General features: G+C 39.9%; 23 protein-coding genes. 8 read left to right on the plus strand and 15 right to left on the minus strand.

The window, feature by feature from the left end:
• Positions 1–194 precede the first annotated feature (194 nt).
• Both FNLLGLLA_RS08595 and FNLLGLLA_RS08600 read right to left on the minus strand, forming a co-directional pair.
• Positions 195–653, minus strand: coding sequence for a DIP1984 family protein (locus FNLLGLLA_RS08595; protein ID WP_004694959.1), 459 nt, complete (start codon positions 651–653; stop codon positions 195–197).
• A gap of 101 nt (positions 654–754) precedes the next feature.
• Entirely contained in the window at positions 755–1,171 is a 417-nt protein-coding gene (locus FNLLGLLA_RS08600; protein WP_174892369.1) for a GNAT family N-acetyltransferase, read from the minus strand.
• Between the two features lie 473 nt (positions 1,172–1,644).
• Here FNLLGLLA_RS08600 and aroF point away from each other — a divergent pair, with 473 nt between their 5' ends.
• The 6 genes from aroF to FNLLGLLA_RS08630 all read left to right on the plus strand — a co-directional run bounded on the left by aroF (position 1,645) and on the right by FNLLGLLA_RS08630 (position 8,642).
• Positions 1,645–2,658, plus strand: a complete 1,014-nt coding sequence (aroF, locus tag FNLLGLLA_RS08605; RefSeq protein ID WP_004694956.1) for a 3-deoxy-7-phosphoheptulonate synthase — start codon at positions 1,645–1,647, stop codon at positions 2,656–2,658.
• A 74-nt stretch (positions 2,659–2,732) separates the two neighbouring features.
• Positions 2,733–3,785, plus strand: coding sequence for a 3-dehydroquinate synthase (gene aroB, locus FNLLGLLA_RS08610; RefSeq protein ID WP_038150494.1), 1,053 nt, complete (start codon positions 2,733–2,735; stop codon positions 3,783–3,785).
• An 18-nt stretch (positions 3,786–3,803) separates the two neighbouring features.
• Positions 3,804–5,072 (plus strand): 3-phosphoshikimate 1-carboxyvinyltransferase, encoded by a 1,269-nt coding sequence (aroA, locus tag FNLLGLLA_RS08615; RefSeq protein ID WP_174892370.1) that lies wholly within the window; start codon positions 3,804–3,806, stop codon positions 5,070–5,072.
• The gene (aroC, locus tag FNLLGLLA_RS08620; protein ID WP_004698260.1) at positions 5,062–6,156 is read left to right on the plus strand and encodes a chorismate synthase; all 1,095 of its coding nucleotides are present in this window, start codon (positions 5,062–5,064) and stop codon (positions 6,154–6,156) included. Before aroA ends, aroC begins: the two co-directional genes overlap by 11 nt.
• A complete protein-coding gene (locus FNLLGLLA_RS08625) occupies positions 6,143–7,282 on the plus strand; it encodes a bifunctional chorismate mutase/prephenate dehydratase (RefSeq protein ID WP_004698197.1) in 1,140 nt (379 codons plus the stop codon). The genes aroC and FNLLGLLA_RS08625 overlap by 14 nt, the downstream gene beginning before the upstream one ends.
• Before the next feature lie 124 nt (positions 7,283–7,406).
• A complete protein-coding gene (locus tag FNLLGLLA_RS08630) occupies positions 7,407–8,642 on the plus strand; it encodes a shikimate kinase (RefSeq protein WP_004698312.1) in 1,236 nt (411 codons plus the stop codon).
• Positions 8,643–8,844: 202 nt separating this feature from the next.
• On the opposite strand, the gene aroD is transcribed toward FNLLGLLA_RS08630, so the two are convergent.
• The 3 genes from aroD to FNLLGLLA_RS08645 form a co-directional block, all read right to left on the minus strand.
• Positions 8,845–9,639 carry a type I 3-dehydroquinate dehydratase gene (gene aroD / locus FNLLGLLA_RS08635; RefSeq protein ID WP_004698106.1) on the minus strand — a complete coding sequence of 265 codons (795 nt, stop codon included), beginning with the start codon at positions 9,637–9,639 and terminating at the stop codon, positions 8,845–8,847.
• Between the two features lie 159 nt (positions 9,640–9,798).
• Positions 9,799–11,055: an MFS transporter gene (locus FNLLGLLA_RS08640; RefSeq protein WP_004698237.1), complete on the minus strand. Its 1,257-nt coding sequence runs from the start codon at positions 11,053–11,055 to the stop codon at positions 9,799–9,801.
• 246 nt (positions 11,056–11,301) lie between these two features.
• Entirely contained in the window at positions 11,302–11,721 is a 420-nt protein-coding gene (locus FNLLGLLA_RS08645) for an RrF2 family transcriptional regulator (protein ID WP_008602288.1), read from the minus strand.
• 146 nt (positions 11,722–11,867) lie between these two features.
• Between FNLLGLLA_RS08645 and FNLLGLLA_RS08650 the strand changes: the two genes are divergently transcribed.
• The gene (locus FNLLGLLA_RS08650; protein ID WP_174892371.1) at positions 11,868–13,235 is read left to right on the plus strand and encodes an NCS2 family permease; all 1,368 of its coding nucleotides are present in this window, start codon (positions 11,868–11,870) and stop codon (positions 13,233–13,235) included.
• Positions 13,236–13,472: 237 nt separating this feature from the next.
• On the opposite strand, the gene FNLLGLLA_RS08655 is transcribed toward FNLLGLLA_RS08650, so the two are convergent.
• From FNLLGLLA_RS08655 to FNLLGLLA_RS08675, 5 genes are all read right to left on the minus strand, one after another.
• Positions 13,473–14,780 (minus strand): hypothetical protein, encoded by a 1,308-nt coding sequence (locus tag FNLLGLLA_RS08655; protein WP_174892372.1) that lies wholly within the window; start codon positions 14,778–14,780, stop codon positions 13,473–13,475.
• Between the two features lie 130 nt (positions 14,781–14,910).
• The gene (locus tag FNLLGLLA_RS08660; protein ID WP_012864854.1) at positions 14,911–15,681 is read right to left on the minus strand and encodes a hypothetical protein; all 771 of its coding nucleotides are present in this window, start codon (positions 15,679–15,681) and stop codon (positions 14,911–14,913) included.
• 236 nt (positions 15,682–15,917) lie between these two features.
• Positions 15,918–16,430: a pyridoxamine 5'-phosphate oxidase family protein gene (locus FNLLGLLA_RS08665; protein ID WP_012864855.1), complete on the minus strand. Its 513-nt coding sequence runs from the start codon at positions 16,428–16,430 to the stop codon at positions 15,918–15,920.
• Positions 16,431–16,465: 35 nt separating this feature from the next.
• Positions 16,466–16,855, minus strand: coding sequence for a MarR family winged helix-turn-helix transcriptional regulator (locus tag FNLLGLLA_RS08670; RefSeq protein WP_232054984.1), 390 nt, complete (start codon positions 16,853–16,855; stop codon positions 16,466–16,468).
• A 66-nt stretch (positions 16,856–16,921) separates the two neighbouring features.
• Positions 16,922–17,329: an SRPBCC family protein gene (locus tag FNLLGLLA_RS08675; RefSeq protein WP_174892373.1), complete on the minus strand. Its 408-nt coding sequence runs from the start codon at positions 17,327–17,329 to the stop codon at positions 16,922–16,924.
• 293 nt (positions 17,330–17,622) lie between these two features.
• Here FNLLGLLA_RS08675 and FNLLGLLA_RS08680 point away from each other — a divergent pair, with 293 nt between their 5' ends.
• Positions 17,623–19,065 (plus strand): amino acid permease, encoded by a 1,443-nt coding sequence (locus FNLLGLLA_RS08680; RefSeq protein ID WP_101928516.1) that lies wholly within the window; start codon positions 17,623–17,625, stop codon positions 19,063–19,065.
• Positions 19,066–19,096: 31 nt separating this feature from the next.
• Here the strand turns inward: FNLLGLLA_RS08680 and FNLLGLLA_RS08685 are convergent, their stop codons facing one another.
• From FNLLGLLA_RS08685 to FNLLGLLA_RS08705, 5 genes are all read right to left on the minus strand, one after another.
• Complete coding sequence (locus FNLLGLLA_RS08685; protein ID WP_156697291.1) at positions 19,097–19,669, minus strand: immunity protein YezG family protein; 573 nt, start codon at positions 19,667–19,669, stop codon at positions 19,097–19,099.
• 81 nt (positions 19,670–19,750) lie between these two features.
• On the minus strand, positions 19,751–20,647 hold the full coding sequence (locus FNLLGLLA_RS08690) for a hypothetical protein (RefSeq protein WP_156697292.1): 897 nt from the start codon (positions 20,645–20,647) through the stop codon (positions 19,751–19,753).
• A gap of 206 nt (positions 20,648–20,853) precedes the next feature.
• On the minus strand, positions 20,854–21,978 hold the full coding sequence (locus FNLLGLLA_RS08695) for a cation diffusion facilitator family transporter (RefSeq protein ID WP_174892374.1): 1,125 nt from the start codon (positions 21,976–21,978) through the stop codon (positions 20,854–20,856).
• Positions 21,979–22,238: 260 nt separating this feature from the next.
• The gene (locus FNLLGLLA_RS08700; RefSeq protein WP_174892375.1) at positions 22,239–23,357 is read right to left on the minus strand and encodes an RluA family pseudouridine synthase; all 1,119 of its coding nucleotides are present in this window, start codon (positions 23,355–23,357) and stop codon (positions 22,239–22,241) included.
• Positions 23,357–25,945: a 3'-5' exonuclease gene (locus FNLLGLLA_RS08705; protein WP_174892376.1), complete on the minus strand. Its 2,589-nt coding sequence runs from the start codon at positions 25,943–25,945 to the stop codon at positions 23,357–23,359. Before FNLLGLLA_RS08705 ends, FNLLGLLA_RS08700 begins: the two co-directional genes overlap by 1 nt.

The raw sequence follows: 25,945 nt of genomic DNA on the forward strand, positions 1-25,945 counted from the left end.
TAGAAATATAGTCCCCAAACGCCACCCTCGTTTTTACAGTTGACACATGGTTATACATTGTAAATTGTATCAATACATTTGTGCGCAAATAGGCCTACACCGTAGATTTTCATTCGCCCCATGAATGTATTCATAATAAGCTTGGTAAAAGCAAAAGTTTTTGTGTCCACCCTGTTTCAAACTACCAACTATGATTAGCTTTCAATCAATTCAGTTGTCCAGTTAGCAGACTGCAATAGATTGTCTAATAAGCGGACTTGTTTTGCGATATGATCAGCTTCTTTTTGGACGTCTGCCACATTCACGGTCGGCATTAGCTTAATCTCAGACCCTCTCGCACGGAAATTAATACTACCTGCGCTAGATGCCAATGTTCGATAAGCAGTTAGGCGCAAAGCAGCGCAATCTTTTTCGGCAATGATTTCAGTAATAGATCGACCTTCTATAATAGTTTTGCAATTTGTTAAATTAATATCTGCAATTAATTTTTGAAGTCTATTTACACATTGTTCTAATGTTTTCAAAAGTTCTTCAGGGTTCTCATTCGGTACTTCCCCTTCTTGCACTAAACTATTTTGAGTTAAGCGAAGCTCTAAATCGCTTATTTTATAATTTAAATCAGATCGTTCTTGTAATGCTTCTGCTAGTTTCATAAACTCTCACCTCTCAAAAAGATATATCAATTTACTTATAAAATACTATGTACAATAATAATATATCCATCAATTCTTATTATACAACACTATTGAACGGCTTATAATACTTTCCGCATCATCACATGCGGACAGCCTTCATCAAGGTATTCGTCCCCTTCAGCACGATATCCAAGGGATTCATAGAATGGTTTGGCCTGTACTTGCGCTGACAAGGAGCACGTTTTAAAGCCGTCACGACGAATAGCATTTTCGGCGGCCATCATGATCTTAGTACCTAAATGTTGTCCACGATACAACTTACGTACCGCCATGCGCCCAATATGTGCATCTCCAGCTGTGTCACTTGGAAAATATCGACACGTACCAGCTGCTTTACCATCAATGGATAAGAGCACAAACTTTGCAGTCTCATCGATTTCATCAAATTCGTCTTCAAACCCTTGTTCTTTCATAAATACATCGACACGAATTTGTTTTATTTCCTCTGTTATATGATCTAAGATTTGAATAATCATAGGTGCCCTTTCTGATTATAAGTATATTTATAAGAATCGATTTAGGCGTATTACGAAATACCCTATAAACAATGAAAGCTTCTTATTTTTATTATATCAAAAATACGCTTAATTCCACAAAACTTCTCAGTTCCTATTAATTCCCGCATCAAAAATATTTTAAAACTTCCATGAAATTCATTTTTAGGTATTGCATAATTTTATCATTTGGGTTTATACTATACCCAACATTTTAGAAAGGAGCAACCAAAAATGACTAACCAAATTAGCCTCACAGCAAAGCAATACTTTTATTGGTTCTTTATCCAACGTACGGGTAAGGAACTATTTGTGATGCGCTAATTAAGGATTATTCAACATTAGTTGCTTAGAATAGTAAAAGGGCTACCCGTATTAGATTACGGGTAGCCCTTTTTGTTTGCTATCCGTATGGTCAGCCCAACTATTCACTGTAGTTACAAGGAGGAATTATCATGATTATTACATTGAAACAAAATGCAGCAGCAGAAGAAGTATCTCGTTTACGCAGTGAATTAGAGGCTCAAGGATTTGTTATCCACCCAGTAGAAGGAACACGATACAATATTCTAGGTCTGATTGGTGATACTGCATCTCTTGATGCGCGTCAAATCGAGTCCCTAGATTTCGTAGATAAAGTAACTCGCATTCAAGAGCCATACAAAAAAGCAAACCGCAAGTTCCATCCCGATGATTCTGTAATCAATGTAGGTGGTGCACTTATCGGTGGTGGTCACTTCGCAGTAATGGCCGGTCCTTGCTCTGTAGAGACACCTGAACAAGTATTAGCCACTGCTAAAGCTTGTAAAGAAGCTGGTGCCACAATCCTTCGGGGTGGCGCTTTCAAACCTCGTACATCCCCATATTCCTTCCAAGGCATGGGCCCAGAAGGCTTAGAATTGTTAGAACTTGCTAAAAAAGAAACAGGTCTTCCTATCGTTTCCGAAGTTATGGATATCTCCCAATTACAATACTTCGATAATGTAGATATGCTTCAAATCGGCGCTCGTAACATGCAAAACTTCACGCTTTTAAAAGAGGTGGGCAAATTGAATAAACCAGTTCTATTAAAACGGGGTTTATCTGCCACATACGAAGAATGGTTGATGGCTGCTGAGTACATCATGTCCGAAGGCAATGAACAAGTTGTATTATGCGAACGCGGTATCCGCACATTCGAAACTAAGACTCGCAATACCTTAGACGTAACAGCAATTCCTATGATGCATGAATTATCTCACTTGCCAATTATCATGGATCCTAGCCACGCAGCAGGTATGAGCCGCATGGTTCGCCCGCTTTCACTTGCATCCGTAGGCGGCGGTGCGGACGGACTTATGATCGAAGTTCACAATGATCCTTCCAAAGCATTGTGCGATGGCCCTCAAGCATTGCGTCCAGACCAATTCACTAGCCTTATGAAAGAAATTATCGCATTGCGCCAAGCATTGGTGGAATGCACTAAATAATCTCAAATATCACACAAATAAGCTAGTATCCGTTATAATAGATACTAGCTTATTCTTTTATGAAAGGAACCATCATGACTCGCATCCATATTAACGCATCCACACCGTATGACGTTGTCATCGAGGAAGGCGCTTTACAACGCATCACCGATTATATTAAACCATTAAAACCAAATTGCCGTGTTATCATCGTCAGCGATAGCAATGTAGCGCCCCACTATTTGGACTCTGTGAAAGCTAATATGGAACATGCGGGTTATGTTGTTTGTGATTATGTGTTTCCTGCTGGTGAAAGCTCCAAAAATGCTCATCAACTCATCGATTTAGTAGAATACATGGCGGGCCAATCATTGACTCGCAAAGACTTGCTCATCGCCCTTGGGGGCGGTGTTGTAGGCGATATGGCGGGCTTTGCAGCAGCAACCTATTTACGTGGTATCGACTATGTTCAGGTTCCTACATCTCTATTAGCCGCAGTAGACTCCTCTGTAGGTGGTAAAACAGCGGTCAATCTCGAAGCTGGGAAAAACCTCTGGGGTGCTTTCAAACAACCTATCCTCGTCCTCTGCGATCCAGCTACACTCAATACATTACCTGATATGGAATGGATTAATGGGTGCGGCGAAATTATCAAATACGGCTTCCTCGACGTACCTGGTTTATTAACCCAACTAGAACATAAACCATTAATTAAACATCGCGATAATGTTAGTACTGTCATCGCTCGTTGCGTTCAAGCAAAAGCGGATATCGTGGAACAAGACGAACGCGAGTCTGGCGTTCGTGCCCTCTTAAACCTCGGTCATACCTTTGGTCACGGCATCGAAAAAGCAAGTCATTTCGGGGTACATCACGGTTATGCCGTTGCTATTGGTATGGTGCTCATGGCACAAGGTGCTGTCAAACATGGAGAATTAGATGTAGAGTCGTTAGACAAATTAAAGGCCCTCATCAAAGCACACGATTTGCCAACCACAACAACGATAAGCAAAGAAGAAATTCTAGCTGCCGCTAAGCACGACAAAAAAAGTGAAGGAGCAACCATTAAAATCGTAGTACCTACTAGCTATGGTCACAGCGAGCTCAAAGTAGTAACGCACGATGAACTTGTAACCTATTTAGACTGAGATATAAAGGAGATTTATATGCATTCCGTAACGAACGCCATCCCTACAGGGACTATCGCGTCCATTCCTGCAAAAGCTCATGCGCACCGTGCACTGATTTGCGCAGCTCTCGCAAACTCGCCATCTACCATACTACTGAGCCGCACCTCTAAAGACATCGATGCAACTATGGACTCCTTGCGAGGCTTAGGCGCACACGTTGTGTATGAAAACAAAGTTGTCACTGTTACACCAGGTCCTGTGCCAACAAAGGGCAATGTAGTTCCCCATGAATCCGGTACCACATTGCGCCTCTTATTACCAGTGGCAGCGTCCATTTGTAATGAGGTAGACGTGGATGCGAAAGGGCGTTTACCAGATCGTCCTTTAGAGCCCATGCTCGGTGAAATGAAAGCTCACGGCGTAACATTCTCCCAAGATAAACCACCATCCACTATGACAGGTCGTCTACAAGGCGGTGAGTTCGGTATGGTTGGAGATGTGAGTAGCCAGTTCTTCTCTGGATTATTATTAGCAGCGCCACAATGTGGAGGTGCTACAATCACATCTACTACACCACTTCAATCTAGCGACTATGTAACATTGACGACTACAACGATGGCAGACTTCGGCGTAACAGTCGACCATACACCCGCCTCTGGCACAGTCCAAGAGTCCTTTGCAGTAGCGGCTAATGCTACTTTTAAAGGTCAAAGTAATTACCAAATCGAAGGCGATTGGTCCAATACGGCTATTTGGATGGTAGCAGCGGGCATGACAGGTAAACCAATTACCATTACGGGTATGAACAAAAATTCTGTGCAAGCGGATCGTCGCATCATGCAGATTATGATTGATGCCGGTTGTGATGTAGTATGGGATGGCATGAACGTAACCGTTATGGGTCGTGCAGTAAAACCAATCCATGCCGACCTCGAACAAATGCCCGATATGTTGCCAGTTATGGCAGCCCTCGCTTGCTCTATCCATGGTGAAAGCTCCTTTGTTAAGGGTGCACGCCTACGCTTGAAAGAATCCGATCGCCTCGAAGCCGTTGCTAATCTGGTCAGAGATTTAGGCGGCACGGTTCGCGAAGATGGTGATGACCTATATATCATCGGTAGTGGTATACTAAAAGGAGGACAAGGTGATTGTGTTAACGACCATCGCCTTGTTATGGCAGGCACATTGATGGCACTCATCAGTGAAAAACCTGTGAAATTAAAAGATAGCGAAGCTATCACAAAATCCTATCCAGACTTCTTTGAGGACTGGAACTTACTAGGAGGTAATGCTAATGGCATCTAATTTCGGTAAAACCATACAAGTATCTACCTTTGGCGCGTCTCATGGGTATGCCATCGGCGGTATCGTGGAAGGCCTGCCTTGTGGACATACCATTGACATCGACGAGCTACAAGCCTTCTTAAGACGTCGTGCACCAGGTCAAAACCAATTACAGACGCAACGTAAAGAAGCCGATATACCTGAATTCTTAGCAGGTATGGTAGATGGCATGCTCAGTGGATCTCCATTGGCATTTATGATACGCAATACATCACAGCACTCCGGTGATTACAATAACTTGCGCGATATCCCACGCCCATCGCACGCAGACTTTACGGCTCGCATGCGCTACGGTGATAAGGTAGATATGCGAGGTGGCGGCCACTTCTCGGCACGTCTAACAGCTCCACTTTGCGTGGCTGGTGGCATCGCCCTTCAACTACTACGTGAAAAAGGTATCGAAATTCACGGTCATTTAAAACAAGTTGGTACAATCCAAGATACTCCTATCGATATGGTTCATCCAGATATGAAAGCACTTTTTGAAATCGCTACAGAACCTATCGCTATGGTCGATGCAGACAAGCGTTCTGAAGTAGAAAACTTGGTCATGAAACTCAAAAAAGATGGGGACTCCACAGGCGGTATTGTTGAGGTTGTGGCTACGGGATTACCAATCGGTCTTGGCAATCCAAACTTTGATGGCATCGAGAACCGATTAGCTCGCGTTATCTTTGGCGTACCTGCCATCAAAGGTGTGTCCTTTGGAGGTGGCTTCGACATGTGTTCTCGCCTTGGCTCCGAGGTGAACGATGCTTTCACCATGGACGGCGATACAATCACAACAACTACCAATAATAGCGGTGGCATTCAAGGCGGTATCACCAACGGCTTGCCCCTCGTTATGCAAGTGGGCATTAAGCCTACTCCATCCATTTATAAGGAACAACATTCTGTGTCGCTTTCACAAAAAGAGGACACATTACTCACCATCAAAGGTCGTCACGACCCATGTGTAGCACTCCGTGCAGTACCTGTTATCGAAGCCGTTACGGCCCTCGTCATTCTTGATTTCTTAGGAGATATTGACCATGAACTTAGATGAAGTACGCGTTAAAATTAACGATATAAACGACCAAATGCTCGCCCTCTTCAAAGAGCGCATGGAACTTTCTAAGGACGTAGCGGCTGCAAAAAAGGAAATGAATAAGGCCATTTACGATGCCAAACGAGAGCGTGATATCCTCGACAAGGTAACGAAAGATGCTGGTCCAGACCTCGATCTATATGCACGCCGTTTTTTTGAAGCATTATTTAGCTTGAGTCGCACATACCAATCTGAGCAGTTATTCCAAGACAATGAATTCACGTTGAAAATGAAAAAAGCCATTGAGCAATCCCCTACCTTGCCACCTCAACGGGGCAGTGTAGCTTGCGCCGGCGTATTTGGCAGCAATGCTCAAATGGCGTGTGATAAATTATTACCTCTCAGCCAAATCCATTATGTAACAGGTTTCCGTTCCGTATTCGATGCCGTAGAATCCGGCGAATGTCAATTTGGTGTATTACCTATCGAAAACAGCTCCAATGGGTCTGTAAAAGAAGTATATGACCTCTTAGAAGAGCGCAAATGCTATATAGTCCGCGGCACGCGCCTCTGGATATCTCACGACTTGCTCGTGAAAAAAGGCACAAAACTAGAAGATATTCATACCATAATTTCCCACCCTCAAGCGTTGGGCCAATGTAGTCACTTCCTAGATAAGTTAGAAGGCGTAGAATTACGCTCCTATGACAATACAGCTCGAGCTGCACAGCTCGTAGCAGCTAGTGATGACCCTGGAGTAGCGGCTATCGCAGCACCTCAATGTGCAGACCTATATAATTTGTCTCCATTATTGAGAAATATCCAAAATAGCGATAACAACTATACGCGCTTTATCTGCATTAGTAAGGATTTCCACGTATACCCAGGAGCCAATAAAATCTCAGTAGTAACGACTGCAAGTCATGCTCCAGGCGGGCTTGGTACATTGCTCACCAAGTTTGCTAATATCGGTGTGAACCTTACAAAACTCGAGTCCCGTCCGATCGTAGGACATAACTTTGAATTCTTGTTCTACCTCGATTTAGAAGCATCCTTGGCAGATCCAAAAGTACTTTCCGTATTGGCAGAGCTCCACGCATCGCAAGATAAATTCCGCTTGCTCGGTAATTATCCTGAAAATTGATATTTTCCTCTATGGTAGTGCTTATTAATGGCATATATAGTACAATGGATATAGTTTTAAAACTCCAATGGCTAATAGGTGACAGCCTATTAGCCATTTTGTGTATATTGACCTAGGAGGTCCTATGAAATTTGGTTTACTTGGCCGTACGTTGGGCCATAGCTTTTCCCCACGCATCCACAATGCTTTGGGAAATACTAATTATGAATTATTTGAACGAGAACCGAGCCAACTGCAAGAGTTCTTTGCAGACCAAGAATTACAAGGTATTAATATTACCTTCCCTTACAAGGTTAACGCCCTTGAAGCTTGCGATGTAGTAGACCCTCGCGCAGAACGCATTGGCTGTGTAAACACGATGGTCCGTAAAGACGGCAAATGGCACGGTTACAATACAGACTACGATGGATTTGTATTTACTCTAAAACACGCTGGCATCGATGTATCCGGTAAAGAATGTATCATCCTTGGCGATGGTGCCTCCTCTGCTACGGTTCACGTGGCTCTTGAAGATCTAGGTGCTAAGAGCATCACGCATCTATCTCGTAAAACAGCTCCGCTCTATACTGATGCACCTAATTACTACGAAACAGCACAAATTATTATTAACTGCACACCTATTGGTATGTATCCGCATAATCCAGCTAACCTCATAGATATTATGCAATTTTCTAAATTAGAAGGTGTTGTGGATCTCATCTACAATCCGCGCCGTACAGTTTTGCTTTTACAAGCAGAAATGATGAATATTCCGTACTGTGATGGTCTACCTTTCCTCGTAGCACAAGGTGTTGAGGCGGCTAATCATTTTCAAGGTGAAAGCTTTGGTACGAAAGAGATAGAACAAATCTTGCGAGATGTGCGCCGTGAAAAGGAAAATATTATCCTCATCGGTATGCCTGGTGTTGGAAAAACAACAGTAGGCAGAGCAATCGGTAAAGAGATGGGCCGTACTTGGTTTGATGTGGATCACGAGCTGGAAAAAGAAATTGGCAATGTTTCTACCTATATTACAGAACAAGGGGAGGCTGCGTTCCGTGAAAAAGAGGCAGAAATGATTGCAAAACTAGGCACCCAAACAGGACTTGTCATCTCCACTGGTGGCGGCTGTGTAACAGTACCTAAAAACTATGCACATCTGCGCCAAAATGGACGTATTTACCAATTAACACAACCTGTAGAAAAACTATCTACTTCAGGTCGTGTTCTATCTAGTGGCGGCATAGGACGTTTACGTGAACTCGAAGAAACTCGCACTCCAATGTATGAAAGCTTTGCACAATGCATCGTGGAACATAATCGCAATGCACCAGAAACAGTGGCAGCTATTCTCGAAGACTTTGAATCAAACTTATTGTAAGAGTTTATATAACGGTATTTATAAGATTGTTTCCTCTATATAAGTAAGGGCTTCTACATCTTTAGAAGTAAGAGCATTTACATCTGTATTTCTATATAAAGTCATTAATAAAAACATATATATTTTTTATATTCACCCTTCAAAAATAAATATACTACAAGAAATACAAAACATATAAAAAAGTCGGCTTTCGCCGACTTTTTTAATGTACTTTTACCCGTTTATGTTGTTGTTCATCAAATACGCCATCTACGTCGATGGTATCTAGAATTCGTTTTAAAGCATGTACATCGATTTGCCCTGGCGCCGATGCTTTGCCAGCAGAGGCAAAGGTCATGGCATTTCCAAATAGAGCACCTGCAGTGCGTGTAACAGCACCTAGTTCTCCCATTGCCATCGTAATAATTGGATCCGAAGGATACAAAGCCTTTACTTCGGCTGTTGCTTCAAGGAGCGTCAATACATCACCAGTTGTGTGAGGCATAACGGCAATCTTTGGCACATCCGCTAAGAACTCTTTCATTTGAATGAGCCGATTTACAATGACTTCACGACTCGGCGTACCATGGAAATCATGGTTACTCATGATAATAGTGATTCCATGAACCTTAGCAAACTCTATCGTTTTAAGCATTCTATCTTGATCAAAGAATAACTCAATATCAATAGCATCCACCAATCCGGTAGGAATCAAACGTTCTAGCATTGTAAAGTAATCTTGTGTGGAAATCGTTCTTTCCCCACCTTCACCTTTTGTACGCCATGTAAAGAGCAACCCACGACCTTTCAGTTGTGGCTTGATGAGCATTAATAATTCAATGATAGCGTCAATGGAGTGGGCCCGCTCATAATAGTCAATGCGTAGCTCCACGACGTGACACGGTGTATTACATGCTACCGCAGTGGCATCTAGAATTTCTTTCATTGTTGTGCCCACAATAGGCACACATATTTTTGTACACTTTTCGCCGAGTACAGTATGACCGATACGGACCATAATAACTCCTTTCTGTCCCACACGGTGAGACTAATGACTTACCTTAAACTAACTATATACCAATATTTTTGTAAAAGCAATCAATCCACCCATATTGGATTGCTATTCACTAAAAGTGTATGAAAGCCTGTTATTATGCACTAAAACAGTATTCTTAGATTAACGATTAATGTCATTTTTTGTTATATCATGTCGCACGGATAGTTTCCGTGATTGGAATCCCATATAGAGTAATAACAAACCTGTAATACTAAATACATAGGATATCCCAATGTAGGTAGATACAATACTTGCGAACACAGGCCCTACCATAGAACCAAATTGTTGAGCTGTCGTCGTCATACCAAACATGCGACCTCTAAAGCTTGGATCCGTATTGAGAGTTACGGCTGCACTCAAAGATGGGTTGATGCCCACAATACAAGAACCAATTAGCACTTGTAGTACACCAAACCACCAAATACCTACTGGTAAACTTTGAAGTAAGAGAACAACACCACTACCAAGCATACAGTAGGAAATGGTTCTAAAGTAGCCACGGTGCTCACCAAGGCGCACCCATAAGTTAGTCGTTAAAGAACCAGCTAAACCACCGATACTAAGAATTGTACCCGAAATGATAGCAGCCCCTTCCATAGTGCCTTGCATATCACCTACATAAAGCGCCAAGATAGGCTGTAGCATCATGATCACACATTGCATAAAGAAGAAAATCCATAAAAGTCTTACTAATACAGGTTGTTCTTGAACTACTTTAAAATCCTCTCGTAAAGATGTAGATTTTACCGGTTTTGAGGACTGTTCATTAGAAGCTATATTTTCTACATTTAGCTTTGGTTCTTTTACAAGGAACAATACTGCCAAAGTAGCAATGAATACGGCTATACCTGAAATATAAAACACAGGACGCATACCTACAACACTTTCAACGGCACCGCCCAAAAATGGACCGACGACATTACCTAAAATTAGACCTGTTTGGAATATGCCGAGGGCACGGCCTACCTGTTTTTCATCCACACTGAGGGAGACCATGGTCATCGCCGCAGGATAAAAGCCATTAGCAAAACCTACTAAAGCACGGCCCATCAACAATTGGTACTGATCCGTTACCATACCGATGAGAACATAACAAAAGGCAATTGCGAAACCAGCTCGTAGAGCCATCCGTTTCTTGCCCTTGTTATCTGCAATTTTCCCCCAAATTGGCGCCATAATGCCAGCGATTAGGAATGTAATACCAAAGACGAGGCCTGACCAAAGTGCCACATCATCCTTAGGAACACCGAGTTCCAACAGATATATAGGCAAAAAAGGAATTATCATTGTATAACATATGGCTAACACCGTCATACTAGCTGTGATAATCCACACGTTGCGCATGCCACCTCGAGCATCATATACACTTGTACTCATGGTATCCTCCCTTCCGCATAAAATCGTTTAGATAAACTAATATACACATAAATCACTTTAAATTACAGTTCTACTTAGATTTCAATCTATGTTACTATTCATAAAATGTTTTTACATTTTAATTTCATATATAAAGAAGAGCCGCATACGAAACGCGACTCTTTCCATAAAAACTAACTTAAAAGATAGCTATACAATGTAGTAATTCGCAAAAATTGCTCATACAAAAACTTTAAAAGCTATCAATTATTCCGTTGGAAATTTGTGATCCATTACATCTTGCAAGGAAACATGTTCCATAACATGTCGGAACTCATCTTGTAAATACTGCCACAATGGAGCTGTCAAGCAGTCATTAAACATAGGACACGGTTCTACATCATCTTCTAAACAAGACACGAGAGCAATGGAGTCCTCTGCGGCATATAAAATTTCATATACATTGTATTCAGATGGATCTTTCACCAAACGATATCCACCGTATTTGCCACGTCCACTTTTAACGAGGCCCGCGGAGGATAGACGAGATACAATCCCCTCTAAGTATTTATCGGAAAATCCTTGGCGTTCTGCGATCTCACGAATCGGTACATTTTTTTCTACCCCATGTTCTGCAATATCCGCCAATATCCGTAAGGCATAACGCCCCTTTGTAGATATTTTCATAAGTTAACCTCTATATCATTCATAATATATTAATAGTATATCACAAATTCATACAAAAAATGGTGGGAAATATGATACACTATACATATATCGAAATATCTTTATTTAGGTATGATTTTAATTTCATATAGGGAGGATTTTATCTAATGTTAGATAAATTATTTCAACTCAGTGAACGTGGTACAACCGTTAAAACAGAAATTTTAGCAGGTATCACTACGTTTATCACGATGGCGTACATCCTATTCTTGGCGCCAAACATTCTTAGTCTTGCAGGTATGGATAAGGATGCGGTCCTCATTGCCACAGCCTTAGGTGGAGGTCTTGTGACGATTGCTATGGGTTTATTCGTAAACTACCCAATTGCTCTCGCTCCAGGGGTTGGCCTCTTGGCATTTTACTCCTTTACCGTAGTTCTCGGTATGGGCGTATCTTGGCAAACAGCATTAGGTGCGGTATTCATTTCTGGTCTCGTTTTCCTCGTATTAACATTGACATCAATACGACAAATGATCGTTGAAGGTATCCCAGCCTCCATGAAAATTGCCATTACCGTTGGTATTGGTCTTTTCATTTCTATCATCGGTTTAAAGTTATCCGGCTTGATGGCTATCTCCATAAGTTTGTCTCCAAACTCCTTGGGTCAAGTCGTACAGACACATGGTAATCTAGTTCCTCCAGCATCTGAGGCTCTTTTAACGCTCGGTAATTTGCACAGTGGTGAAACATTGTTGGCACTATTTAGCCTCATCTTTACAGCTTTATTGATGGCTCGCAAAATTCAAGGTTCGCTCTTGATCGGCGTTTTAGTAACAACAATCATCTCCTATGCGACAGGCCTTTCCACAATGCCTGAGAACTTCACCGTATTAGCCGTTCCTGATTTCTCCAAAGCAGCATTCTTGCAATTAGATATTCCTGGTGCTCTTCACATGGGCTTGATTACGATTATCTTCTCCTTCACATTTGTAGAATTATTCGACTCTATGGGCACTTTGATTGGTACCGCTACAGAGGCGAAAATCGCAGATCCTAAATCTGGTAAATTCCCCGGTCTTGGTAAAGCCATGACCGTAGATGCTATCGGTGTTAGTGCCGGTGCATTGCTCGGTACTTCTACAATTACGGCTTTCGTTGAAAGTGCGGCAGGTGTAGGGGCTGGTGGCCGTACAGGTTTAACAGCTGTCACAACAGGCGTACTTTTCTTAATTTGCTTATTCTTGGCTCCATTGGTATCCTTGGTTCCAAATGCAGCCACATCTCCTGTTCTTATCATCGTAGGTGCCCTCATGTTAGGTGCCATTCGCAATATTGACTTCGATGATTGGACAGAAGGCTTCTCTGCATTCCTCGTTATCGTATTGATGCCGTTCACATACAGCATCGCTAACGGTATCTCTGCAGGTCTCATTGCATACCCTCTACTCAAAATCATTGCGGGTCGTGCAAAAGAAGTTAACTGGATTATGTACGTATTAGCACTACTTGTTATCATCCGTTATGTATTCTTCTAATTAATGTATGCCCATGATTATGCTATTAGTGAAAGCTACTTTATATTCGATAGCTATAAAATCACTAATACCTAAGAACAAAATATATGTAAATTACATCCACTAAAAGAACCTATCTCCAAAGATATTACCCTAATATCTAGGAGATAGGTTCTTTTTATTATGTACTCTTTTACTAAACGCTAACATCGTATGGCATTACTGAATCGTGCTATAGAGTCTTATTAGTGTTTAGTATTAACGAATTGTTTTTACACCGATTAAGTCTGTACGACTTGGATCAATATCTTTTAATGGTACTACATGATCTTTATAAAACTCTGCTTCAGATGCTTTCACAGGCACTTGGAAGAACAAGAAATATGCCATATTATCCTTGTACCAAGTAATACTGCGAACTAAGCCATTATTTACATCACCTGTATACTGCACATCACCTGTTGGGGTAGAGTCAATCCACTGTACGTCATGATATTCTATTGGAACATATTCTTCAGGCCATACCGTATCCATAGAGTAGCTCATGCGAAAGACCATCGTATGATTTACCCAACGTCCGCTGCGTTCTTGATATTCTTGACCTTCCTTCCAATATACAGTTTCTAATACATCATTATCATAAAAATGTGTAGCATAGTATGTATAGCCAAGAGGCAAGTAACTTGGTACAGATACGTTATAGGACAGCTTACGAGATGCATCAATTACACCGCTAGGTAAGCCGATGGATTTACTCGTAAGTATAGGCCACTCAGAATTCGTATGTGTACGCAGTGGCAAACCAATAGTTTCAAAATGAGGTCTATCTTGTTCACCATTTTGTTTAACACTTTGCGCATCGTTTTCTTCAACATGTTGCTTATCATTGCGTTCACCACGTAATCGAGTATCATCAGCGGCTACGTTAGTAAGAGGCCCTACAGAGTCTACAATTTTGCTTACAAAGTTTTGGTTTCTTGTAGAGGCAAAGTAGAGCATATATACTTTATTATCTTTTTCCCAATAAGCAATTTGAACAGAGTCGTTGCTAGAGCCTAAAGTATGTACAGGGACTCCATTAGGGGTAGTAAAGCTAACGGCATCATCAGCATTGTATTTTGTCTTTTCCAATATAGGCTTTACCACGGTATCGATAGCCCACCCCATGCGATACACAATATCTGTATTAGAGAAGGTTAATTTCTGACCATATTCTCCATTATGGCCCGTTTCCGTATACACGATTTCTAATACGTCATGATCTCTTGACTTTACATCACGTACTGCATAATCTTCAGGCATGTAAGATGGAATCTGTAAATCATATCCAAAATAATTAGTAGTTGCCTCAATATTACGCTCTAGGATATCACCATTATCAAGTTGATCATACCACCGATAGCGATTCATTAGTTCTTTATTCTTTTCCACTGTATCAGTGGTAACTGTATGTCCATTTTCATCCACTAAAGGAGATAACGCACTAACTGATTGTACTCCAAAGCTGCCTATCACGGTAGCTAATATTACCATGGCTAATAATGATTTTGTTATTTTCAATCTCATAATTTCTGCTCTCTCTAAATTTAGATATTTATAAGTATATATTACCGAAGTAATCATTTATCTATTACATTTTTTAACTCAGATCACTGACTTTCAAGAGTATTACGTACCATTAATAAATCACACCAGTCTATGCTTTCATAGGCACTACATGTTCCTCTTTTATTTCTTCAATAGTTTTAAGTTTAATCGGTGTTATCGGATAATTACCAACTAGTTCATAACGAGAGCTATCAATACTTTTCAACGGTACCACATGCTCCTTATAGAATTCCGCATCAGCCTCTTTCACCCGTTCTAAGAAGAATAGAGAATAAGCCATCCCATCCTTCGTCCACGAAATGCTGCGAACCATATGTGTTTCAGGATTACCTGTAAAATAAACATCACCAGAATCACCTGATTTAGACCATTCAATATCGCCGTACTCAGATGGAACATATGGTGTATCTCTTACGATATCTAAGGAATATCCCATTCTATATGCCATAATACTATCTATATATTTTTTCCCATCCCGATAGATAGTCACACCTTTTTTATAATATACAACCTCTAATACATCATTTTGATCTTGACGCGCTGTATAGAGCTGATAACCATAAGGTATATAGCTAGGCGCCTTGACCTCATACGGCAGTTGCTGTGCAGCTTCTACTATTCCTTTCCAATTACGAGCCCCTTCTTGCGTTTTCATAGGCCACTCTAATAAAGTCTTTCTTGGTAATGCTTTAATTGCTGAATCAGGATGAACTCTAGGCATATCAAATGTAACGGCAGCGGAAACCCCAACATTATCGGTAGATATTGAATCATTAACAACATCAGCTGAAACATATCCTGCACACAATAATCCTACAGCCATAGCAGCTAAAACGGACTTATATATAAGCTTCTTCATGATCTCTCCTTTTATAAAAACTTGATATACTTTACACATATAATGATATATTTTCTTATTTATATCAAAAACATGCCACCTATTCTGTTGCCCTAGCTACTTCATAAAACTTTTATCTTTCCTATTGTGAAAGTATAGTTATGAGCCATTAGCTGCTTTAATTCTAACTAGTTATACATAATAAAACATCCTACTAAACGCTATATTACAATAGAGTTCAATAGGATGTTTTGTCATTATTTATTTAATGGAGGCATAATAATATCTTGTTCAAGCTGTCTTCGTCTCTTTGCGGTATAGCCTACAACTTTAATTCGAACTACGCCCACAGAGTTTACCATGGCATCACTAAAGGTAAATTCTCGACCAGTCTGATGATTCATCAACACCTGTAAACCATGAGCTTTTTCATCAATATTCTCTAAATAAGCAGCCTCTCCTCGGCCCATTACACTGGAATAGACTGAACTATATTTACAAGGAATATCTCCACCTGAAACGAGAGCCTCATCATCACCATCAATTTCGATAAATACATGAGGATTCGCTTGAATCAAACTAAACTTCTTCCCCTCATGATATCCATGCACAAAAATATGAAGTACATCATCTATAAATTCATAGCCGAAATGCAAAGGTACCACGTAAGGGTAATCACCATCTATCATGCCTAGGTGAATGATACGCGTGCTGTTTAAAATATCTTTAATTTCATCTATATTTGTAACCATACGATCTTGACGTCTCATAATAGCCTCCACAAGAATCGGAAAATTGATACACATTACGCTTCATGTAATCTGCCAAGAAGATGTTTAAATTGAGCCTCATCACTATTCAGCTTTCCGAAAAAGATTTCATCAATCTCTTCAACTAATGGGACTGCCTTTTGTAATATTGCACTACCCTTTTCATTTAAAAGAACAGCTTTCGCACGTGTATCTCTAGAGTGCTCTTTTCGCTCTACAAAACCACGTTTTTCCAATAAGCTCAATATTTGAGATACCGTCATAACATCTATCCCTGAAAGTTTTGAAATCATAACTTGTGTAACTTCGTTATCATGTTGTGATAGATAAGCAAGAGACGCTAAAACAACAAATTGAGGATGTGTTAAGTTCAACTCTTTTAACGCTTGTTTTATAGTAAAATGCCATTTATTGTACACCCTCATGAACAATAATCCTGTTGATTTTTCTGAATTGTCTTTATATTTTGATGTAAACAAACAGCAATCACCTTATCTTTCTAAACAATTTTTTAGAATAAATATAGATTGAGGAACATCCGAAAAAACTTGACTTAAAAATTCCAAATGTTGATTATCTTCACTTTCTAAGCTTACAGTATGCTTTACATTTACACTTCCGTCATGATTATCAATTATTTGATGTCCGAAAAGAATAGCACCAAATGGAGTTTCAGTCTTATCCCAAAACTCTTCAAAAGGTTTTACAAGAGTAAGCTGATATTCCATAGGCGGCATGCCTTCAAGCTCCATTGTACCACATGAACCGGTCTCAAATTTACCGTTTAATGTAATATTTTTTAGATCCTCTTCCCAGTCATACCATTTTTCGATATTCGCATAGTACGCCCACACAGCTTCTTTTGGCGCTTTTATGTTCAAACTAAAACTAAATTCCATTTTATATCCTCCTTTTTTATTAGTGTTTTATTATAAGTGTACTTATTATAAATTATTTTATATTATTCGTCAATTAACTTCATAAAAAAGATATTCTATGAGTTTATCAATATAAGGGTATACTCTCATCAGAAAATCATCAGACCTTTTGTCTACTGTAAAAATACATTTGACTTTTTAGGATAGATACTGTATTATAAAAAAATAGTTTTAAAGATTCTATAGATTGTTAAAGCTATGGTAATCCATAGCCTTTATATTTATAGATAGTTTGTAGAAAAGAGGTCTTTATTATGTCTGATACGCATCAGTTAAAACGGGGTCTTAAGAACCGGCATGTACAGCTGCTCGCCATCGGCGGTGCTATTGGTACAGGCCTATTCTTAGGCTCCGGTCGCGCCATTCACTTGGCTGGTCCATCCATCATATTCGCCTACCTAATAACAGGTGTTATGTGCTTCTTTATTATGAGAGCACTAGGCGAGTTATTGTTATCTAACCTAAATCACCACTCTTTTATCGACTTTGTAGAAGATTACTTAGGGGATCGAGCAGCCTTTATCACGGGATGGACATACTGGTTCTGCTGGCTTTCACTAGCCATGGCGGATTTGACAGCCGTAGGCCTCTACATGCAATACTGGATACCGTGGCTTCCTCAATGGATACCAGCCTTACTTGTTCTAGTCGCCTTGCTGTTAATGAACTTGACAGCTGTAAAATATTTTGGCGAAATGGAATTCTGGTTTGCCTTGATTAAGGTAATTGCTATTATCTCTCTTATCATTATCGGTATCATCATGATTGTTACTGGTTTCACCACAGATGCTGGCGTCGCCGCCTTTAGCAATATGTGGAATTACGGAGGATGGTTTCCGAATGGAACGATGGGCTTTATCCTATCATTCCAAATGGTTGTATTTGCTTTCACAGGCATAGAACTCGTAGGTTTAACGGCTGGCGAAACAGAAGATCCTGAAAAGGTTATCCCAATGGCCATAAACAATATCCCATTGCGTATTATTTTATTCTATGTAGGCTCTTTAGCCATTATCATGAGTATTTACCCTTGGACTGCCGTTAACCCTGCTGCAAGTCCATTTGTAGCGGTGTTTACCGCCGTTGGCATTACAGCCGCCGCAGGTATCGTAAACTTCGTTGTTCTTACTTCTGCAGCCTCTGCTACAAACTCTGGTATCTTCAGTACAGGCCGTATGATTTATGCCTTGGCAAAACGCGGTCATGCACCAAGCTCAATGCGTCGCTTGACGCACAGCAGTGTGCCATACCAAGCAACGATTTTCTCGGCAGCCGTATTATTGATTACAGTTGTACTCAACTACGTAATGCCTGAAGCAGTATTCGTTATGATTACATCAATCTCCACGTTCTGCTTTATCTTTATTTGGGCCATGATGGTTATTTGTCACCTCAAATATCGTAAGAAAAATCCTGAACTAGCAGCACAATCTAAATTCAAAATGCCTCTATACCCTGTAATGAATTACATTATCCTAGCTTTCTTTGTTTTTGTTCTAGCCATTCTAGCCTTAAATGAAGATACGCGAATTGCCCTCTTGTTCACACCAATTTGGTTCATCATTCTTTGGGCCTTCTACTCCATGCTCAACACGGACGATGAAGATGCGCTTGGAGAAGAACTCATTGAAATGGCTGGTGTAAAAGAAATTTACAAAAAACCTAAAAAAGACGATTCCGATGATTACGTAATCTAACAAAAGCCCGTGCATAGCACGGGCTTTTCTATTACTTCATAGTCGGGAAGTTTTCTTGTTCATATTGTTGTTGATACGCTGGTAGATTATTTATATTTTCATTGTAATTAAAGATAGTCTTAATGCGATAGCCTTCTTGAGTGATGATGATATCAATAGAGGATGGTACTTCTTGACCATTCTGTTGCAAATGGTTAACTAATTCTTGCAATGCCTCTATTTGACGTAAAGAACCAGCCTTATATTTACCCTTGGATAGGCCTGTATTTCTAATGATTTGACCATTATATACTTGCCCTCTATTATCTTTGTAATAGAAGCGCACAGCATCCTTATCCCCCGCAGGGACTGCTTTAATATAAATAATCTTCCAATTCTTCTTAATCATCATTTTTGTAGCTTGTGCTAAATTATTAGACAAACGTCGTGTTTCTTGATTAGTAGACTTAGATACACCATTAACCTGTTGAATTTCATCATTCATAGGCATTTCAATAGGTGTCATTACTGGATCTTGTTCTACCTTTTTTGCATCTACAGGCTGAATCGCAAACACGCCAACAACCGCCATTACAGCTAATGAGGTAAGAGCAATTTTTTTCATTCCATCTCTCCTTAGAGAATTTATCAACACAAATTACATTTTATACAATATATTATATTCATTCAACTATATATTATCAAGTTAATTTGATTTTTCAGTATTTACATTCTTAATTATTTGATTCCATTGTTCGAAAAGTTCAGTATTATAATTCATATCCATATATTTTATATTGAAAGAAGTTATAGACTTTAGATTATCATAACTTTCCATTCTATTAGTCTTAACATTCCAAAACAACATCATATTTTCATATATAGGAATACCATAATACTGTTCTGCTTTAAAAAACTCAAAAGGTAAATTCATATTTGGTTTCGCATATATAAGAGAAGTAACTGTTAGTAAATAAGTATCTCCTACCTTACCATTTATATATAATTCTCTAGGAATAAGAGAATCTAATATTACTTTATCATTTTTAATACCATGTTTACTTACTTTCTTTTGTTGAACCAAACGTGGATCTGTATCAACTATTTTAGTAGCAGATAAAGTAGCATCTAAAATATATTTTCCCTCCCTATTAGAGGCTATAATATTACCATTGATATAGTCTAAGGAAGCAGAAAACTTATCAAAATCATATCCTATAACATTAGCAGTCAAAGATGTATCAGTGACCCTCAAAATCAAAAGCGGATACAAATTCATATTAGAAATAGTATCATTAGAGCGTGCAAGCAGATATAATTCATCGTTAACGATAAGATAATCAAAAATATAACAGTTATATTTTTTCATAATAGGTAATACATCAATGGCATAAGACTCAGAGTAATTACTTGCATTTATAACTGTTAAGATTGCATTAGGATTACGATTAATATCAACTGTAATATCCTTTTCTAAAATTATCCCTTGTTTTGGTAAAATACATTTCTCATTTCTCGTACCACTGAGGTGTAAGGCACACAAAATAAGAATAAGGATAATTAAAAAACTTACAATATAATGTTTCTTTATCCATTGCAACATAGGACCACCTCTCTTACCTATAGTATAACTAAATCTATCGATTAATAAAAGAAAAGGCTTCTACCGATTCTTGACCGATTATATTCGGTCAATTACTGGTAAAAGCCTTTAATTTTATAATATTAGTTATGAAATTATCCCATATAGTAAAGAGATATACTTAGAAGTTTCTATTCGCTTAGATATCTAAAATCAATATTACTAAACTAGTTACTAAAATCCGTATCCACAATAGCGAATTGTGTATAGTCAGGGTAACGTTTTTGCATTTCTGCCTTGATTTTTTCCAATGTACCATGTGGATCTTCTTCGTCAAAGTCAAAGATAATATCGTAGTAGATAACCTTCTTTTCTTCTTGTACGTAGAAGGCATGTACTTGTACTACATGTGTATATAAACTAATAACTTGATCAAGAGCTTTTCTAATTTCAAGTACTTCTACACTTGGTTTATTTTCAGCATATACACCAACGGTCATATTGATGCCAAACTTTTTATAAAGATGAACCGCAATGCCCTTTGTTAATGGATGAACTTCTGCCATTGTCATAGAATCTGGTACAGAAATATGAACGGAACCAATTGTTTCTCCCGGACCATAGCTATTTAATACCAAGTCATATACACCACCCACATTCGGATGCTGTGCGATAGTTTCTTTAATATTACGGATTAAATTATCATCTGCCCGAACACCGAGCAAATGGTTATACATTTCACGTAAAATATCATACGCCGCTTTTAAAATCAAAACAGAAATAACAGCGCCCACATAACCTTGAATATCAAAGTTAAAGAAAAATACTAAGCCTGCAGATACCAATGTAGCAAAGGTAATCACCGCATCAAAAAGGGCATCTATACCAGATGCTACGAGCGCATCGGATTTATATTTTTCTCCTTGTGCCTTGATGTAACGGCCCATCACTACTTTCACCACGATGGCAACAGCGATGATAACAAGACCTGGAATATCAAATGTAGATACCTCAGGGTGGATAATTTTATCCACAGATTCCTTAAGGGATCCAATACCTGCACCGAGAATGATGAAAGCTATGGCCATAGTAGTCATATATTCTATACGACCATGACCAAATGGATGCTCCTTATCAGCCCCTTTGGCGGCTAATTTCGTACCCACAATAGTTAATACAGAGGACAATACATCTGTTAAGTTATTTACTGCATCAAGGATGATGGCGATAGAATTAGACGCAAGGCCCACAATCATTTTAAAAATAACGAGAACGACATTACCTATAATGCCTTTTATACTGGCAAGCGTAATCCCCCGATTACGTGCTGCACCATTATCTTGTAAAATCATACTACACCTCTTACATTCTGATTTATAGTTCTTAAATTGAACTATATCGATTTGCTCCTATTTATATTATAGCTTATCGATTATCATTTGTCATTATTTTTCTTGAAAAATATTTTTAAACTTATTGATTTTACTGAATTATCAATAATTCTCATTTCTCAATTAGGAACTTTGATGTATTGTGACTTCACAATGTATAGTACAAACTTATGACTAACAAACTAGTATTTTGTATTACGTAACGAGTTAACCAGATCAGATTATGCCATAACCGTAATATGCTCTCCTGTGCGAATGTGTGTAAATACTACCTTTTGAGCGCGCAATTGGAATGGCTGTCCCGTAGGTTGTGCACCGTATAATGTATCTCCTACAAGAGGGTGCCCTAAATGGCTGAAAGCTACTCGAATTTGATGTGTTTTCCCTGTGTACAAACGAACTAAAACCTCAGTATATCCACATTTATTGGACTTATACACAGTTTTGTCCACATTTGGATTATTTTTATCCACATCTACTAATTCTATATCCACATTTTTTAGTCCTATATCCACAGAATTTTCAGACTTATTCACAGAGTTATCCACAGGCTGGGAAGAATGTCTACATAGGACGGAAAAATCTGTACGAGTCTCTTTTCCCTTAGGATTCACTTCGTAATGAACCCCATCAGCACTGCGTTCCATAGGAAATACCAAAGAATCTTCATCGGCTTCTACAATGCCTTCCACAGTCGCCATATACCACTTTTCAAAGGTATTATCATCCATTTGCTGTTGATAAATACTTTGTGCTAACCCACTTTTTGCAATGACAATGCAGCCCGTCGTATCTCTGTCGAGACGGTTCAAGAAACGTACCTTTCGCTTGATACCATGTTCTTTAAAATAGTACGCCACCCCATTGGCAAGGGATATTTGGTCTTTAGAGTTTACCGTCACACCACTTGGTTTATCCACAATAAGGAGATCAGTATCTTCATACAGAATGCGTAAGTCCATTTCGATAGGGTCGTGATCTATTTTTTCCTTTGCCATAGCAATCCAGATCTCATCGTCTACGGAAATTACATCCTTTGATGTAGCCTTATGCCCATTAATATGGATTAATTTCTCTTCAAAGAGTTTAGCTAAGGACTTTCGAGGATATTTAGTATCTAACACTTCACCGAGTGAAATATCACATGCTTCGCCAGTATGTTCTAGATCACCACTTGACATGTCTTGATTGCTACTCGATATATCTCGATTTTTACGTGATATATCTTGTCCATTACCTATTAGCTTTTGTCTTGCATATTTCTGACTAAGCACAGCGTCTATATCTGCAGCGGTCACGGTCCACAGAATATCGTCAGGACGATGTGTTTTTCGCGCCATTAGTATCTCCTTTCTACGAGATCAGGGTCTCGTGGCATATAGTTGAGTAGCGAGCTTGGTTGAACCGCTCGACCTCTTATACTCGTCTGTTCAAAGGTAATGGCCAATTCTTGTTTAGGTCGAGTGATGGCCACATAGAACAAGCGCTTTTCTTCATCATCACGACCTTCTGCAATGGCAAAGGGACTTGGGAACATACCTTCGTTGAGTCCCGCTAAGAATACGTAATCGAACTCGCTCCCCTTTGCTTGATGAATAGTAATGATAGGAATGCGGTCTTCGTTTCGCACCTGTTGTGCAGGCTCGCCCGCCGTGAGAGCTGCGAGCTGCAAAATTTGATTTAACCGCGCTAGTCCTGCTGGCCCTTCATAAGCCGCATCTAGTTTTTCCATGATGCGATATAAATCACGTATATACTCTACTTTAGCAGCTTCTCCATGAGATTTGTAGTATTCTAGAACCCCCATTTGATTCATGATGTACGCCAATAATTTCGTTGGCATCTCCGTATAGGCTTTTCTACGCAAGGTCGCCATTTGAGAGGCGATATTGGTGAAAGCTGCCTTATATTTGTTAATAGCTACCATACGACCCGTTGTAGTTGGTACGATATTTTCTTTCACCGCATAGATTAAAAGCTGTGCAGTGGCTAAAATATCGTCCATCGCATTATGAGTCGGGACGTGGTTTATAGGGAATGTAGAGGCCAGAAAACCCAATTTATGATTTGGCAAATTAGGGTAGAAACGACGGTAGATATCGAGGGTATCATAAATGGCCTTGAACTCGGGATTACCTAAGTTATGGCGCGCCAATTCATTCGTAAAGATGCTTACATCATAGTTTACATTATGACCTATAATAATAGCATTCTTGGAGAATTCCTTAAAGGCTTGTAACACTACAGTTGGCTCTTCGCCGTGCTCTTGTAAATACGCATCGGAGAAGCCGTGTACCTCTTCGGATTGACCAACAGGTACACCAGGATTGATAAAGCGTTCAAAGGTCTCTAAGACCTGTCCATTTTCATCGATGCGAATGGCCGCAATTTGAATGATGCGGTCTTGAGCCGTATCTGTACCGGTGCTCTCCACGTCATAAACAACTACTTCATGCTGTTCGAGCCCACTTACGAGCTTTGCATAAGGCTCCGCCTCAAAGATAGGCATATCCATGAAATCCGTCAATTTTAAACCTACTTGACGCGTCTCAGGGCTTTCAATCGCAGCGATACGAGCGTCACCGATGCCAGCAACATAACGTTTTATAATGCGCTTAGCGCTGACGGAGTCATTCGGGTTCATAAGCAGTTTAAAGTAAGCCATAACGTCTTTGATTTCTTGACGTCTAAAGAATTTGAACTCGTCGATAATCATGAAGTGACGGCGCTCCTCTTCAGGTCGTTCGCCGTTAAGACGTTCAAAAGAATCACTTAGCTGCTGTGCCTTTTTATTATCCCTCACGAGAACGCCGATATTAGCATCCTTCGGTAATGCGCAGATAGCTTCGTAGATATAGCGGCCCTCAAGGTAGCTATTTTTACAACCTTTAATGAGAACAGGCTTACCCTTGCTTTCACTATTGGCACGAGGCAATTCAGTGTAAATAGACCCAACCAGGTCAGGGAACATATTTTGTAAGGTTTTGAAAGCCATCGTAAAGAGTGTCCAATTAGAACGATAGTTTTCGTAGAAGATAATTTTTAAAGGCTTGAAATCCGCATCAAATTGCTTGAGCAAGCGGAACGGATCGGAGCCACGCCATTCGTAAATCGTTTGGAAATAGTCGCCACATAGTAGCACGTGATTACCTTCCCACAGCATTTCTAGAACCTTGTACTCCAGTACGCCTGTATCTTGCATTTCATCTACAGAGATATAGCTGTAACGACTGCGCCAGCGCTCGCGAACTACAGGGTCTTGGAATAGGCGATGAACACCGCAGATGAGGTCTGTAAAATCTAGGCCGTACACGGAAGCTAAGCTTTCATCATACGCAGCAATCCATTCGTGACCATGGTTCAAGAAATCATGGAGTTCACTGTAGAGGACATTACCAAAGCTAGAGAATTGCTGCTCAATGGCTTCGCGCTGTTCCTTCTGTAAGCGTTCGATTGTCCGCTTGTAGTCACCTACGAGATCATCAGAATAAAAGCCATATAAGGAACGATATTCTTTCACCATGGAGATAACATTAGCAAAGGACATTTCTCGCAATTTACCAGGACGGTACGATTCAGAGAGTTCCTTGCAGTCTTCTTCGTCAAAGATGGTCACATCCGTGTACAAGGTTTCGTTGCGCTTGCCCTCTTGTTGGAGAATGAAAAAGCAAAAGCTGTGGAATGTACTAACCTCCACAGCCTTTGCAGGACTGCCCACGAGCGATTGAATGCGGCCTTTCATCTCGTTTGCGGCCTTGTTCGTAAAGGTCATGCACAAGATATTCTCCGCCTTCGCATAGCCACCCTCGATGAGATGAGCCACCCGATAAGCAAGTGTATTCGTTTTTCCCGTCCCAGCGGACGCTAACAAGAGGATATTCTGTTCCACTTCATCAATAACGCGTTGTTGTTCACGATTGATAAGCAT

Origin of the sequence: Veillonella parvula, assembly GCF_902810435.1 — a bacterium.
Lineage (GTDB): Bacteria > Bacillota > Negativicutes > Veillonellales > Veillonellaceae > Veillonella.